Here is a 14,004-nt window from a genome sequence, read left to right as displayed (position 1 = left end):
GACCCGCCATGCCTTTCATGTGCGGCATGGCGGGCCGAAGCGCCACCACCGATACGGTGAGTTCACATTTCCAGACGAACGTGCGTCATCGGGAATCGACGAGAACCACCTCGGCATCGTCGAGCGCCGTCACCGTGATCCGCTCCAGGTCACGGATTGCCACCCCGTCGCGCGGGCCGGCCTCAACAGTATCGATCCGGATGCGGCCGATGGCAGGCACCAGATACAGGTGCCGGCCCGGGCGGGTTTCATACACCGCCGTCTCCCCGGCGCGGATCGTGGCACCGGCCACGCGCGCATCGGCGCGGATCGGCAGCGCGTCGGTGTCCCCGTCGATACCGCTCGCCAGCACCACGAAGTTGCCGGCGCGATCGTCCTTCGGAAACTGCCGGGCCCCCCAGCCGGGCGCACCGCCGGCGGCATCGGGGATGATCCAGATCTGGAACAGCGTCGTCTTCACATCCTCGTGATTATATTCGCTGTGCGCCACGCCGCTGCCCGCACTCATCACCTGCACATCGCCGGCCTCGGTGCGGCCCTTGTTGCCGAGGCTGTCCTCATGGCTGATGGCGCCCGAGCGGACATAGGTGATGATCTCCATGTCGCGGTGGCCATGCGGCGGAAACCCGGTGTGCGGATCGATGGCATCGTCGTTCCACACCCTGAGCGCGCCCCAATGGACGCGCTTTGGGTCACGATAATCGGCAAAGCTGAAATGGTGCTTGGCATCGAGCCAGCCATGGTCGGCACCGCCGAGGCTGGCAAAGGGGCGAAGTTCGATCATCATCGGTCTCCTGTCTTGGGGCGCACGTGGCGCCGCTCACCATCACCATGTCGCATCGCTTGGCTTTCAGGAAAACCCGGATAAAGTCAGTTAAACCGTTCAGGAAATCCGAAATGCCAAAGGTCGGCACCCCCAGCCTCGATCAGCTCCAGCTCTTTCTCGCCGTCGTTGAGCATGGCGGTTTCGCTGCCGCCGGCCGCGCGCTGGGCCGCGCCACCTCGGCGGTGAGCTACGGCATCGCCAATCTCGAAGCACAGCTCGGGCTGGCGCTGTTCGACCGCGCCGGAACGCGGCGCCCGACACTCACCGCCGCCGGCACCGCCGTCCTCGCCGAAGCCCGGCGACTGGCGGATGATCTGGCCGGGCTCAAGGCACGCGTTAGCGGCCTTGCGGCAGGACTCGAAGCCGAGGTCAGCCTCGCCGTCGACGTGATGCTCCCCAGCGCCCGCCTCGCGGAATCGCTGCGCGGCTTCCAGCAGCAATTCCCCACCGTCACGCTGCGGCTTCACGTCGAGGCGCTGGGGGCGGTGACGGCACTGGTGCTGGATGGCACCGCCGGGCTCGGCGTGGCGGGGCCCTTGTCGTCCGAATCCGAAGCGCTCGCGCGTCATGCCGCCGGAAGTGTCCTTCTGGTGCCCGTCGCTGCCCCCGGACACCCCCTCGATGCCCCTTCGGTTCCCCCCGGAGCTGCCCGCGCGCACATCCAGCTCGTGCTTTCCGACCGTTCACCCATCACCCGTGGCCGCGATTTCGGCGTCAGCTCGCCGCAAAGCTGGCGGCTGGCCGATCTCGGCGCCAAGCACGCGCTGCTCCTCGAGGGGGTCGGCTGGGGCAACATGCCCGAGCCGCTGGTCGCCGGCGATCTCGCCGCCGGCCGGCTGGTGCGGCTCGACCTGCCCGATCATCGCGGCGGCCGCTACGGCTTCCACGCCATCCACCGCACCGACACGCCCCCAGGCCCCGCCGCTGCCTGGCTGCTGGCACGGTTGATCCGCAGCGACACGCCTTCGGATCGTTCGGATTACTAGAACAGGCTTGCCGATATTATCCGGGTTTTCCACAAAGCCGGATTGGGCCAGAAGCGAACGGTCAATCCCTCCAGGAGTTTGCCCCATGACCCGCGTGCTCGTGCTCTATCATTCCACCTACGGCCATATCGAGGCGATGGCCGAGGCCATGGCGGAGGGTGCCCGCAGCGCCGGCGCCCAGGTCGATATCCGCCGCGTGCGCGAAACCGTGCCCGAGGATGTCGCACGCGCCAGCCATTACAAGATGGACCAGGCCGCCCCCATCGCCAGCATCGACGAGCTGCCGAACTACGACGCGATCATCATCGGTGCCGGGACCCGCTTCGGCCGGCTGCCGAGCCAGATGGCGGCGTTTCTCGATACCGCCGGCGGCCTCTGGGCGTCGGGCGCCCTCAATGGCAAGGTCGGCAGTGCCTTCACCAGCTCGGCAAGCCAGCATGGCGGCAACGAGACGACATTGTTCAGCCTCATCACCAACATGCTCCACTTCGGGCTGGTGATCGTCGGCCTTCCCTACAGCTTCCAGGGCCAGATGCGCATCGATGAAGTGGTCGGCGGCAGCCCCTATGGCGCCACCACCATCACCGGCGGCGACGGCAGCCGCATGCCGTCGGAAACCGAGCTGGACGGCGCTCGCCACCAGGGCGCCCTTGTGGCGCGCACTGCAGCCAAGCTCGCAGCCTGACCTACTCCTCATCCTCCCGTGGCGGTCGCTGCGCGCACAGCGCCACCATATGCGCCACCACGGGAGCGGTGATGAACAGGAACAGCATCACCACCAGCGGCGCCAGCGTGCGGCCATGGACGACGCTCGCCACCACCAGCGCGCCGATGCCGAGCGTCGTTGCCTTGGTTGGCCCGTGCAGCCGCATGAACAGGTCCGGCAGCCGGGCAATGCCGATGGCGCCGATCAGCAGGAATGCAGCGCCCAGCAACAGCAGCAGCGAGATGATGATCTCGCTCATTCGATGATCGTCCCGCGCCGCACGAACACCGCCAGTGCCACGGTGCCGACAAAGCCCATCATCGCCATCAGCAGCGCCGCCTCGAAATAGACGCTGGTATCGAGCGCCACATCGGCGAGCAGCACCAGCGCGATCGCGTTGATCGTCAGCGTGTCGAGCGCCAGGATGCGGTCGGCGATGCCGGGGCCCTTCCACAGCCGCCACAGCGTCAGGGCAATCGCCCCGCCCACCATCACGATGGCTGCCCAGGTGGCGATGGTCAGCATCCGAACATCTCCTTCAGCGGCGCCTCGTAGCGAGCCTTGATCTCCGCCACCGTCGCGGCTTCGTCCGGCACGTCGAGGCCGTGCACGAACAGCCGCACCGGCTTGCCATCGACCAGCTCGATGTTGATCGTCACCGTGCCCGGCGTGAGGGAGATGATGCCGCCGAGCAACGTGGCCACGAACGGATCGTCGAGCGCCACCGGCACCTCGAAGAACGCCGGCCGCAGCTTGCGCACCGGCCCCAGCACCTGCCGCGCCACCACCCAATTGGCAGTGATGATGTCGATGAGCACCCGCCCCGCCAGCCGTGCGGCGACGAGTGGCCGGCGCAGCCGCGGCGGGGACGGCCAGAATCCCTGGGTGAGCAGCGGCAGCACCACCGCCAGCACCGCCGCCAGCACCAGCGTGCCGGCATCGACACTCGAGGCCAGCGCCAGCCACAGCACGAAGATCAGCGTTGTGGTGACAGGCTGCGGAAAGACCCGGCTCATGGCCGCCGCTCCCGCTGCACCGGCACATCGCCCAGGACCGCAGCCTGATAGGCCCGGCGCTCGAACAATTGCTCGGCGGTGCGACCCGCAAAGCCGCTCATCGGCGCCGCCCAGACGGTCATCGCGACACCGGCGGCCAGCAGCAGCCAGAGCCCCATCTGCGGCGCGACGCCCGCGACCCCGGCCAGCGCGGCGCGATTGTCGAGGGGCACTTCATTCGCCTGCCAGAACAGCGGGCCGGTGGCGCGCGAGAGCACCAGCAGCACGCCGAGGCTGGAGAGCAGCAGCACCCCCCACCAGGGCCCCTGCCAGCCACCGGTGCCCACCGCCTGCAGCATCATCAGCTTGCCGAGGAAGCCGGCCAGCGGCGGCAGCCCCGCCAGTCCGACCGCAGCGACGCCCCAGGCGGGCAACAGCCAGCGCCGGCCGGATGCGGCAGGGCCGCGCCCCAACCGGTCTCCGAGTGCGCCGCGCCGCGCCGCCACATGCCCGGCCAGCAGGAAAAGCGCTGCACAGAACAGCGTCGATTGCGGCAGATAATAGAGGAGCGCCGCAGTGCCGCGCGGCGTGAGGAAGCCCAGCGCAAACAGTAAGGTGCCGCTCGAGACCAGCACCAGCCAGGCCGCCACTTCCGCAAGGCGGCGCGCGGCAAAGGCACCGATCGTGCCGAGCGTGATCGTGCCCAGCGCCAGTACCGGGAGCCAGGGCTGCAGCAGCCCCGCCGTGGCAATCGAGTCGCCCCACCCCGTCACGGCAAGCCGCAGCAGCATGATGATCCCGACCTTGGTGAGAATCACGAACAGCGCCGCCGCCGCCGCCGGCGCCCGGGCATAGACCTGCGGCAGCCAGAGCGACATCGGCAGCACCGCGGCCTTGAGCAGGAACACCGCGGCCATCAGCGCCATCGCGGTGCGCGCCATGGCGACATCGTCCGCCGGCAGCACTGCCAGCAGCCGCGCCACATCGGCAAGGTTGAGCGTGCCAAGGCTGGCATAGGTGAGCGCCAGTGCCAGCAGGAACAGGCTGGAGCCGACGAGATTGAGCACCACATAGATCAGCCCCGCGCGCACGCGCGCCGCCTCGGCGGGTGCTGGCCCATGCATCATCAGTGCATAGGAGGCGAGCAGCAAAATCTCGAAGAACACGAACAGGTTGAACAGATCGCCGGTGAGAAATGCCCCCGCCAGCCCCGCAAGCTGCAGCTGGAACAGCGCATGGAAGTGGCGACCCCGCCCGTCCGGCCGCTCGGCGTCGCTGCCGCCCATCGCCATCAGCAGCGCCCCGAGCGCCAGCACCGCCACCAGCATCAGCATCATCGCCGCCAGCCGATCGACCACCATCACAATGCCATAGGGGGCGGGCCAGTCACCCAGCCGATAGGCTGAAATCACGCCGGCATCGGCACCGGCAAGCAGTGCAGCCGCCACCATCAGCCCGCCGAGCCCGGCGCCGAGTGCCAGCACGCGCTGCGTTGCCAACCGCCCCGGCCCCAGCAGCAGCATGATCGTCGCCGCGCCAAAGGGCAGCAGGATGGGAAGGACGGGGAGCAAGCTCATGCCGCCATGTCCGCGTCGTCATCATCGACCGGACCCTCGCCAATACGGTCGGCATCGTCGGTGTCCGCCCCGCGCGCCGCCACCCCCCGCAGCGCCAGCGCCACCAGGAACGCCGTCATGCCGAGGCCGATGACGATCGCGGTCAGCACCAGCGCCTGCGGCAGCGGATCGGCGAGGGCACCCGCCCCTTCGAGCGCCAGTGGCGGCTGGCGGCTGCCGATGCGGCCTGCCAGCAGGATGAAGAAGTTGACTGCATAGCCGAGCATCGTGAGCCCGAGCACGACCGACCAGCTGCGCGGCCGCAGCAGCAGCCACACGCCGCCGGTCACCAGCATCGCCACGATCAGGGCCAGCGCGATCGCCATCAGCGCTCGCTCGCCTGCGAAAGCCGGCCGAGGCTGACGAGTGCCAGCACCAGGCTCGCCACCACCACGATCATGATGCCGAGATCGAACAGCGCCGCCGAGGCGAGGTGCAGCCCGGCCAGATAGCCGTGTGTGGAGGTGAGGAAATTGCGCCCGAACGCCAGCGGCACCAGCCCGGTGATGAGGCAGATGGCCAGCCCCACGCCAAGCACGCGCGTCATGTCCTGCCGCAACCGCGCCTCGGCAAAGGCAATCCCGCGCGCCACAAACTGCATCACCAGCGCCACCGCCACGATCAGCCCGGCCACGAAGCCGCCGCCCGGCATGTTGTGGCCGCGCAGGAAGATGAACACCGCCGCCGCCAGCAGCAGCGGCAGCAACGGCTGCACGAGCATCTTGAGCATCACGGGCGGCGCCAGCGAGCGACCATCGGCACCGCGTGCCACCCGCCCCGGCAGCGCAATGCCGCCGAGCATCGCCTGGATGCCGAGCGCCGCCATGCCGAGCACCGCGACCTCGCCCATGGTGTCGAAGCCGCGGAAATCGACAAGGATCACATTGACGATGTTGGTCCCGCCGCCGCCGTCCACGCTGTTGGCGATGTGCCAGGCCGAAATCGTGTCGAACGGCCGGCTGAGCATCGCCAGCACCAGCGCCCCGGCGCCCGCACCGGCCGCCAGCGCGATTGCTGCATCGGGCAAGCGCCGTGCCGCTTCGCGCGTTGCCGCAGCACCCGTTTCCGGCGTGGCGTCGATGGGCAGGAAGCGCATCATCAACAGCAGCAGGATGATCGATGCCACTTCGACTGAAAGCTGGGTGAGCGCCAGATCGGGTGCTGCGGCCCAGACGAACAGCAGCGCCACCACCACCCCGGCAAGGCTGAGTGCCACCAGCGCCACAAGCCGCTGCCGGTGCAGCACCACGACCCCCGCCACCGCCGCCAGCATGGTGGCCGCAGCGAACATCGTCGCCACATCCATGTCGCCCACTCCCAACGGTCCCAGCAGCGCATTGCCGGCGCCCCACCAGGCACTCAGGCCCAGAACCAGTGTGAACAACAGGAACAGCGCCAGATTCTGCCGCAGGCTGAAGCCATCGATCGCCGCCAGCACTGCGCGCGAGCCGATTGCCAGACCATTGTAGAAGCGCTCGAACGCCACCCGGCTGCTGATTCCGTCTCCGAAACGATCGGCGATGCTGAAAACGATCTCGCGCCGCGAGAAATAATAGAGCCCGCCACCCAGCGCCACGATGCTCATGATGAGCGGCAGGTTGAAGCCATGCCAGATCGCCAGGTCGAGCGGCGGCACCGGGGCGCCGAGCACCGCGGTCGAGGCGATGGCGAGGAGCGGCTTGACGGCAAGCTGCGGCAGCAGCCCCACCACCACGACGATGCCGACAAGGATTTCCACCGGCACGCGCATGAAGCGCGGCGGCTCGTGAGGGATCCGGTCGAGCGTCGTCGGCGGTGGCCCGAGGAAGACATCGGCGATGAAACGCGCCGAATAGCCCACCGCCAGCACCCCGCCGATGGTGGCGATCGCCGGCATCGCCCAGGCCAGCGCGCCGGGCAGGCCGATCGATTCGGCAAAGAACATCTCCTTCGACAGGAAGCCGTTGAGAAACGGCACCCCCGCCATTGCTCCCGCCGCCAGCACGGCGAGCGTGGTGGTGCGCGGCATGGTGCGCCGCAGCCCGGAAAGCCGGCGCATGTCCCGCGTGCCGGCCTCATGGTCGACAATGCCCGCCACCATGAACAGGCTGGCCTTGAACACGGCATGGTTGATGATGTGGAACACCGCCGCCACCGGCGCCATCGGTGTCGACAGCCCGAGCAGCAGCACGATCAGCCCGAGGTGGCTGATGGTGGAATAGGCCAGCAGTCCCTTGAAATCATGCCGCAGCAGCGCGAAGAAGGCCCCGAACAGGAAAGTCACCGCGCCGACGCCCGTGACGATATAGAACCACAGGTCGGTGCCCGACAGCGCAGGGTAGAGCCGCGCCAGCAGGAAGACACCCGCCTTCACCATCGTCGCCGAATGCAGATAGGCGCTTGCCGGCGTGGGCGCCGCCATCGCACCCGGCAACCAGGAGTGGAACGGAAACTGCGCCGATTTGGTGAAGGCGCCGAGCAGCACCAGCACCAGCATCAGCGGATAGCGCGGATCGGCGCGGATCGTGTCGCCCGCCAGCAGCACGTCCGAGAGCGCGTAGCTGCCGGCCATCTGGCCGAGCAGGATCAGCCCCGCCATCAGCGCCAGACCGCCGGCACCGGTCACCCCCAGCGCCATCCGCGCCGCGATCCGCGCCTCCTTGTCCTTGAACTTGTAGGCCACGAGCAGGAAGGAGGTGAGGCTGGTGATCTCCCAGAACAGCAGCATCAGCAGCAGGTTCTCGGCGAGCACCAACCCCAGCATGCCGCCGGCAAAGGCCAGCAGATAGAGATAGAAACGCCCCAGCTGGTCGTCGTCCTCCATGTAGTAATAGGCATAGAGCACGATCAGCAGGCCGATGCCGTCGATCAGCAGCACGAACAGCAACCCCAGCCCATCGAGCCTGAGTGAAAGGTCGAGCCCCCATTCCGGCAGCCATGGCAGCGTGACCACCAGCACCTCGCCGGCAAACACCGTGGGTGCGAGGCCGGCCAGGATCAGCAGCCCGCCGAGCATTGCGGCACCCGCCGAAAGCGCCGCCGCCCGCCGGCTCACACCACTGGCAAGCCCCACCAATTGGCTGGCCACGAAGGGGAGGACAACCAGTCCGAACAGAAGAATGAAAGCCATCATCGCACACGAAAGGGGTTAACCGCCGCAGCGCACAGGGTCCAGCCGTATTGCCCCATGGCTGCAGCGCGGGCCCCGGAATGGCGCCGGAAGATGGTGCCGCAGGAGGGATTTGAACCCCCGACCCCCCGCTTACGAAGCGGATGCTCTACCACTGAGCTACTGCGGCGCGGCCACCGGCAGGGCCGGCAGCGCCGCGCGCCATAACAGCCACCGGCAGGGACGGCAAGCCAAAGCCCGTTTGCACGTAGCGTCTGGGACTCAAGGTTCCACGCCGCCGGCCGTTGAACGGTGGGACAATGCCGGAGTCTTGCATGCGTCCTCTCACCAGTTATCCGTCCGGTCTGCCGAAGGAGTTCATGAGCATGGAGCAGCGCATGTCCGGGCGAGCGCTGCTTGCCTGGCGCGACGGCCAGCGCACCGAGGTTTCGGGCTTCGAAGCCAATGCCATGCTCATCGCCGACCCCGGCGGTGAAGCGCGGATCGAGCGACTGGCCCCCGAGATCGCCACCGCCTTCGACATCCACGCCGGCCAGCGGTTGTGCGACATCGGTCCGGGCACACCCTGCCTGGGCAACGAATTGCGCGATGCCTGTGATCTGGTGGCGCTCGGCGGCCAGCCCATCCCGCTGGAAATCAGCCTTGCCCCGTCGGGCCGGGCGCTCATCATCGTGCGTGGCATAGCACTGCCGCTGGCGCCGGCCGCCGACACCCCGCCTTCGCTCGATCTGGTGCAGATCATCGTCAACTGGCGCGAGCTGCTCAGCCGCAGTGCCAGCAGCCGGCTGAAACGCGAGCTCGGCGCAGCACTGCAGTCCCTGTCCCGCTCGCGCCACACCGTGGCCGACCCCTTCACGAACCTGGACGCCTGATTGTTACCGATCGAACATTTTTTTCAAGTTCGCTACCTTGCTCACAACGGGCCTTGCCCACGGCCGGAGGCCGGCGCATAAGCCCGCCTTGCCCCGTCCGCCTTCCGGAGCGCGTGTTCGTGCCAGCTTCCCGTCACCCCCGTCCAGCCAGCCCCGATACGTCGCTGGCCGCCATCCTGTTCGACGATGCGCTGCCCGGCGAACTCGAGGGGCTCGATCCACCAGCCCGGCACAGCATCGCGAACCAGGTGGCCGATGCCCTTGGTCAACGCCGCGCCGGCGAGCCGGTGGTCGTGCTCGAGCCGCTCGCAGCCGAGGCGGGGGTACCGGCGCACCGGCGGCGGATGGCGCTGATCATCGTTTCGGACGACCGGCCTTTCCTTGTCGATTCGGTCGCTGCGGCAATCGCTGCCGCCGGGCTCGAAAGCCTGCGGCTGCTGCACCCGGTCGTGGACGTTCGGCGATCGGAAGACGGCAGCCTGATCGACATCACCGGCCTTGCCGCCGGCGCGCTCGCCCCGGGATCGGTGCGCGAATCGGTGATCTATTTCGAGCTGGCACGCGCCAATGCGCGCCACCGTGCCGAGCTGGTGACAACGCTGCAGGGCGTGCTGGCCGACATCGCGGCCGCGGTGTCCGACTGGCAGGCGATGCTCGGCCGGCTGCGGCAGACGGCACGCGCGCTGACCGAGAACCCGCCGCCCGTCGCACCCCACCGCGTCCACGAGGCGGTGGCGTTTCTCGAATGGCTTGCCGCCGACAACTACACCCTGCTCGGTGTCGAGCACTGGAGCCTCGCGGGCGATGTGACCGACCCCGGCTTCACCCCGGCACGCGAAGCGGACAGCAGCCTGGGTTTGCTCCGCGATGCTGGCTTCCCGCTATGGGGGGAGGGCGAGGCGCCCGGTTGGCCGGCGCTCATCGCCAGCCCCGAGCCGGTGCTCATCACCAAGGCCGGCGCCATCAGCACCGTCCATCGCCGCACCCATGCCGATCTCATCTCGGTCAAGGGCTATGACGCGGAAGGCCGGGTGGTTTCGGAAACGCGCTTCCTCGGCCTGTTCACCTCGGCCGCCCTGGGCGCCTCGCCGCGCCATGTGCCGCTGCTGCGCCGCAAGGTGGCCGAGATCGTCGAGACGTTGGGATTTGCGCCCGGCAGCCACAGCGCCAAGGCGCTGTTGCACGTGCTGGAGAACTTCCCCCGCGAAGAGCTGTTCGAGGCCACGTCGGCCCAGTTGAAGGCGATGGCGCTGGGGCTGCTCTCGTTGCTCGATCGGCCGCGCCCGCGGCTGTTCGCGCGGTCTGACCCATTCGGCCGCGCGCTGTCCCTCCTCGTGTACATCCCGCGCGAGAGCTACACGGCGGGCTTGCGCGAGCGCATCACCGCGATGCTCGCCGCCGAGACCGGTGGCACGCCAAGTCGCTTCGAAGTCGAGTTGCGCTCGCAGGGGCTGGCGCGGATCCACCAGGTCCTCACCCTGCCGCCCGGCGCCGGGGTGCATGATGTGGCGGCGGAAGCCCGGCTCGACGAAGCGCTGCGCCGCCTCGTGCGCGGCTGGGACGAAGGGCTGGAAGCCGCGCTGATCGAAGCCGCCGGCGCCACCCGCGCGGCGCGCCTCAGCCTCAGCCATGGCCTCAACTTTTCGCCCAGTTACCGCGCCCAGCACACGCCCGAGGAAGCGGCGGCGGACATCATGGCGCTCGCCCTGCTGCACGACGAAAACGACCGTGGTGTCCGGCTGGTGCGCACCGCAGGCGACCAGCCCCAGCAGCTGCGCCTCAAGGTCTATCGGCTCGGCCGGATCATCCCGCTGTCGGAAGCCGTGCCGGTGCTCGAGAATTTCGGCCTCAAGGTCATCGAGGAATTTCCCTTCGATCTGGCCGGCGGGCGGCTGGGCTGGATCCATGATTTCCTGCTCGAAGTGCAAAGCCCGGACATGCTTGTCGATTGGGCGGCGCTCGAAACCCGGCTGGTGCCGGCGCTCACCGAAGTGCTCAGGGGGGGCGCCGAGAACGACCTGTTCAACCTGCCGGTGCTCGAATGCAGCCTGACACTCGAAGAGGCCGGGTGGCTGCGCGCCTGGTTCCGCTATCTGCGGCAGACCGGTGTCACCTATGGCATCGCCACCATCGTCGAGGCGTTGCGCCGTGCCCCGGCGATCACCCGGCGGATCATCGCGCTGTTCCGAACCCGCTTCGCTCTGGGCGTCGACGACCGTGCGGCGGCCGAGGCGACGCTGCACGAGGCATTGCTGGCCGATCTCGCCGATGTCACGTCGATCGACGATGATCGCATCCTGCGCGGCTTCATCGCCATCATCAGCGCGTGTTTGCGCACCAACGCCTTCGTGCCCGGCGGGCCCGAAGCGCTTGCCATGAAGTTCGATTCGGCCAAGGTGCCCGGCTTGCCGCCCCCCGTCCCCTATCGCGAGATCTGGGTGCACAGCCCGCGCGTGGAGGGCATCCACCTGCGCGGTGGCCCCATCGCCCGCGGCGGCCTGCGCTGGTCCGACCGGCGCGATGATTTCCGCACCGAGGTGCTCGGGCTGGTCAAGGCGCAGATGGTCAAGAACGCCGTCATCGTGCCCACCGGCGCCAAGGGCGGCTTCTATGCCAAGCAGCTCCCGAGCCCGACCGACCGCGAGGCGTGGCTGGCGGAAGGCACCGCCGCCTATCGGATCTTCATCCGCGCACTGCTGTCGCTCACCGACAATCTCGATCCGGCCGGCAACCCGCTGCCACCGACCCATGTCGTCTGCCATGATGCGCCCGACCCCTATCTGGTGGTCGCGGCCGACAAGGGCACCGCCACCTTCTCCGACATCGCCAACGCCATCGCCGAGGATCATGGCTTCTGGCTCGGTGATGCCTTCGCCTCGGGCGGCGGCAAGGGCTATGATCACAAGGCCATGGGCATCACCGCCCGCGGCGCCTGGATATCGGTCGAACGGCATTTCCGCGAACTCGGCCTCGATGCCGCCATCGATCCCGTTCGCACCATCGGCGTGGGCGACATGTCGGGCGATGTGTTCGGCAACGGCATGCTGCTCAGCAGCGCCATCCATCTGGTGGCGGCGTTCGATCATCGCCACATCTTCCTCGATCCGGCCCCCGATGCCGCTGCCGGCTTTGCCGAGCGCCAGCGGCTGTTCGCGCTGCCGCGGTCGAGCTGGGATGATTATGATCGCGGACTGCTTTCGGCGGGCGGCGGCATCTTCCCGCGCAGCCTGAAGTCCATCACGCTGTCGCCGCAGGTCCAGGCGATGCTCGGCACCGGCGTGCAGGCGATGGCACCGAATGAGCTCATCAATGCGCTGCTCAAGGCGCGCGTCGACCTGCTCTGGTTCGGCGGCATCGGCACCTATGTGAAGGCGAGCACCGAAAGCCACGCCGACGCCGGGGACCGCGCCAGCGATGCCGTGCGCGTGGATGCCCGCCAGCTCGGCGCACGCGTGATAGGGGAGGGCGCCAATCTCGGCCTCACCCAGGCGGCCCGCATCGAATTCGCGCAGGCGGGCGGGCGGATCAACACCGATTTCATCGACAATTCGGCCGGCGTCGATTGTTCGGATCACGAGGTCAACATCAAGATCGCGCTGGGTGCCGAAGTCGCCGCCGCGCGGCTTGCCCCGGCCGATCGCGACGTGCTGCTCGCCAGCATGACCGACGCCGTGGCCGCACTCGTGCTTGCCGACAACCGGCTGCAGGCCCAGGCGCTCAGCCTTGCGGAAACGCAGGGCGTTGCCGCCGTCACGCGCTTTCATCGGTTGCTGCAGACGCTGGAAGCCACCGCCGGGCTCGATCGCCGGGTTGAAGGGCTTCCTGATGATGCCACCATCCAGCGCCGTGCGGCTGCCGGCCAGAGCTTCACCCGGCCCGAGTTCGCCATCCTCATGGCCTATGCGAAGATGCGGCTCACCGCAGCGCTCTCCGCCCCCGAGGCCTGGCCGCTTCTCGATGATCCGGCACTCGAGCCCGATCTGCTCGCTGCCTTCCCGGCGCCGATGCCCGAGCGCTTTGCCGGCGCCATCCGCAGCCACCGGCTGCGGCGCGAGCTGGTGGCGACCAAGTTGGCCAATGAGCTGGTCAACAGGGGCGGGCTCGCGGTGGCGTTCGAACTCGCCGAAGCGCGCAATGCCACGCTGGTCGAGGTGGCGACGGCCTTTGTCGTCACGCGCGATCTGTTCGGGTTCCGCGGCCTGTGGGACGCGCTCGATGCTCCCGGCCTGCCGGCCGCCAGCCAGCTGGCGCTCCACCTGGAGGGGCAGATCGTCCTCGGCACGCACATGGGCGATGTGCTCCGTTATGCGGCAGGGGAGGCGCCGGCCGCGCTCGTCGCCACCCTGACGCCGGCGGTCGAACGGCTTTCGGCAGGCCTTGATTCGCTGCTCGGCGCCGAGCCGCGGCGGCGTGCCGCCGCCACCGCCGCGCGGCTGGAAGCATTGGGCGCACCCGCCGAGCTGGCAGACACGCTGGTGCGGCTGGAGGCTGTCGACGGCGCCATCGGCATCGGCCTCACTGCCAGCCGCCATGGCCTTGACGATGCAGCGCTGGCGCGCGCCTACACGCGACTGGGAGCGATGACCGGGCTCGATTGGGCGCATGGGGCAGCCCTCACGCTGCAGCCCGGCGACCCCTGGGAGCAGCTGCTGCAATCGAGCCTCGCCCAGGGCTTCGAGAGCATCCGCCTCAGCCATCTGGCCGCCCTCCCCGGTGCCGATCCGGACAGCGCGCTCACCGACTGGCTCGCCAGCCATGAAGCGCCGGTGGCACGCCTCGCCGCGAGCATCGCCCGCGCCCGTGGCAGCGGCGTCCCCACACCGGCGATGCTGGCGCATCTCGCCAACGAGGCGCGTCAGCTGCTCTGCTGACACATCTATCCCGAAGCGGCACT

General features: G+C 68.7%; 11 protein-coding genes and 1 tRNA gene. 4 read left to right on the top strand and 8 right to left on the bottom strand.

The window, feature by feature from the left end; genetic code table 11:
* Positions 1-85 precede the first annotated feature (85 nt).
* Complete coding sequence (locus FHS79_RS03660; RefSeq protein ID WP_184195526.1) at positions 86-784, bottom strand: pirin family protein; 699 nt, start codon at positions 782-784, stop codon at positions 86-88.
* 113 nt (positions 785-897) lie between these two features.
* On the opposite strand from FHS79_RS03660, the gene FHS79_RS03655 reads away from it, so the two are divergent.
* Positions 898-1,812, top strand: a complete 915-nt coding sequence (locus FHS79_RS03655; protein WP_184195523.1) for a LysR family transcriptional regulator — start codon at positions 898-900, stop codon at positions 1,810-1,812.
* Between the two features lie 85 nt (positions 1,813-1,897).
* Complete coding sequence (gene wrbA / locus FHS79_RS03650) at positions 1,898-2,497, top strand: NAD(P)H:quinone oxidoreductase (RefSeq protein WP_184195520.1); 600 nt, start codon at positions 1,898-1,900, stop codon at positions 2,495-2,497.
* A 1-nt stretch (position 2,498) separates the two neighbouring features.
* Here wrbA and mnhG read toward each other — a convergent pair whose 3' ends face one another.
* From mnhG to FHS79_RS03615, 7 genes are all read right to left on the bottom strand, one after another.
* Positions 2,499-2,777: a monovalent cation/H(+) antiporter subunit G gene (mnhG, locus tag FHS79_RS03645; RefSeq protein WP_184195517.1), complete on the bottom strand. Its 279-nt coding sequence runs from the start codon at positions 2,775-2,777 to the stop codon at positions 2,499-2,501.
* Positions 2,774-3,043, bottom strand: coding sequence for a K+/H+ antiporter subunit F (locus tag FHS79_RS03640; RefSeq protein WP_184195514.1), 270 nt, complete (start codon positions 3,041-3,043; stop codon positions 2,774-2,776). The genes mnhG and FHS79_RS03640 overlap by 4 nt, the downstream gene beginning before the upstream one ends.
* Positions 3,037-3,534 (bottom strand): Na+/H+ antiporter subunit E, encoded by a 498-nt coding sequence (locus FHS79_RS03635; protein ID WP_184195511.1) that lies wholly within the window; start codon positions 3,532-3,534, stop codon positions 3,037-3,039. The genes FHS79_RS03640 and FHS79_RS03635 overlap by 7 nt, the downstream gene beginning before the upstream one ends.
* The gene (locus FHS79_RS03630) at positions 3,531-5,090 is read right to left on the bottom strand and encodes a monovalent cation/H+ antiporter subunit D (RefSeq protein WP_184195508.1); all 1,560 of its coding nucleotides are present in this window, start codon (positions 5,088-5,090) and stop codon (positions 3,531-3,533) included. Before FHS79_RS03630 ends, FHS79_RS03635 begins: the two co-directional genes overlap by 4 nt.
* Positions 5,087-5,455 carry a Na+/H+ antiporter subunit C gene (locus FHS79_RS03625; RefSeq protein ID WP_184195505.1) on the bottom strand — a complete coding sequence of 123 codons (369 nt, stop codon included), beginning with the start codon at positions 5,453-5,455 and terminating at the stop codon, positions 5,087-5,089. Before FHS79_RS03625 ends, FHS79_RS03630 begins: the two co-directional genes overlap by 4 nt.
* The gene (locus tag FHS79_RS03620) at positions 5,455-8,238 is read right to left on the bottom strand and encodes a monovalent cation/H+ antiporter subunit A (protein ID WP_207792206.1); all 2,784 of its coding nucleotides are present in this window, start codon (positions 8,236-8,238) and stop codon (positions 5,455-5,457) included. The genes FHS79_RS03625 and FHS79_RS03620 overlap by 1 nt, the downstream gene beginning before the upstream one ends.
* A gap of 94 nt (positions 8,239-8,332) precedes the next feature.
* A tRNA-Thr gene (locus FHS79_RS03615) sits at positions 8,333-8,407 on the bottom strand.
* Positions 8,408-8,552: 145 nt separating this feature from the next.
* On the opposite strand from FHS79_RS03615, the gene FHS79_RS03610 reads away from it, so the two are divergent.
* Both FHS79_RS03610 and FHS79_RS03605 read left to right on the top strand, forming a co-directional pair.
* Entirely contained in the window at positions 8,553-9,110 is a 558-nt protein-coding gene (locus FHS79_RS03610; RefSeq protein WP_184195502.1) for a hypothetical protein, read from the top strand.
* 113 nt (positions 9,111-9,223) lie between these two features.
* On the top strand, positions 9,224-13,981 hold the full coding sequence (locus tag FHS79_RS03605; RefSeq protein ID WP_184195499.1) for an NAD-glutamate dehydrogenase domain-containing protein: 4,758 nt from the start codon (positions 9,224-9,226) through the stop codon (positions 13,979-13,981).
* Positions 13,982-14,004 lie beyond the last annotated feature (23 nt).

It is taken from the genome of Polymorphobacter multimanifer, from assembly GCF_014205635.1.
GTDB lineage: Bacteria > Pseudomonadota > Alphaproteobacteria > Sphingomonadales > Sphingomonadaceae > Sandarakinorhabdus > Sandarakinorhabdus multimanifer.
Note: the sequence above shows the minus strand (reverse complement) of the source record. Positions and strands in the feature narration are given on the sequence as shown.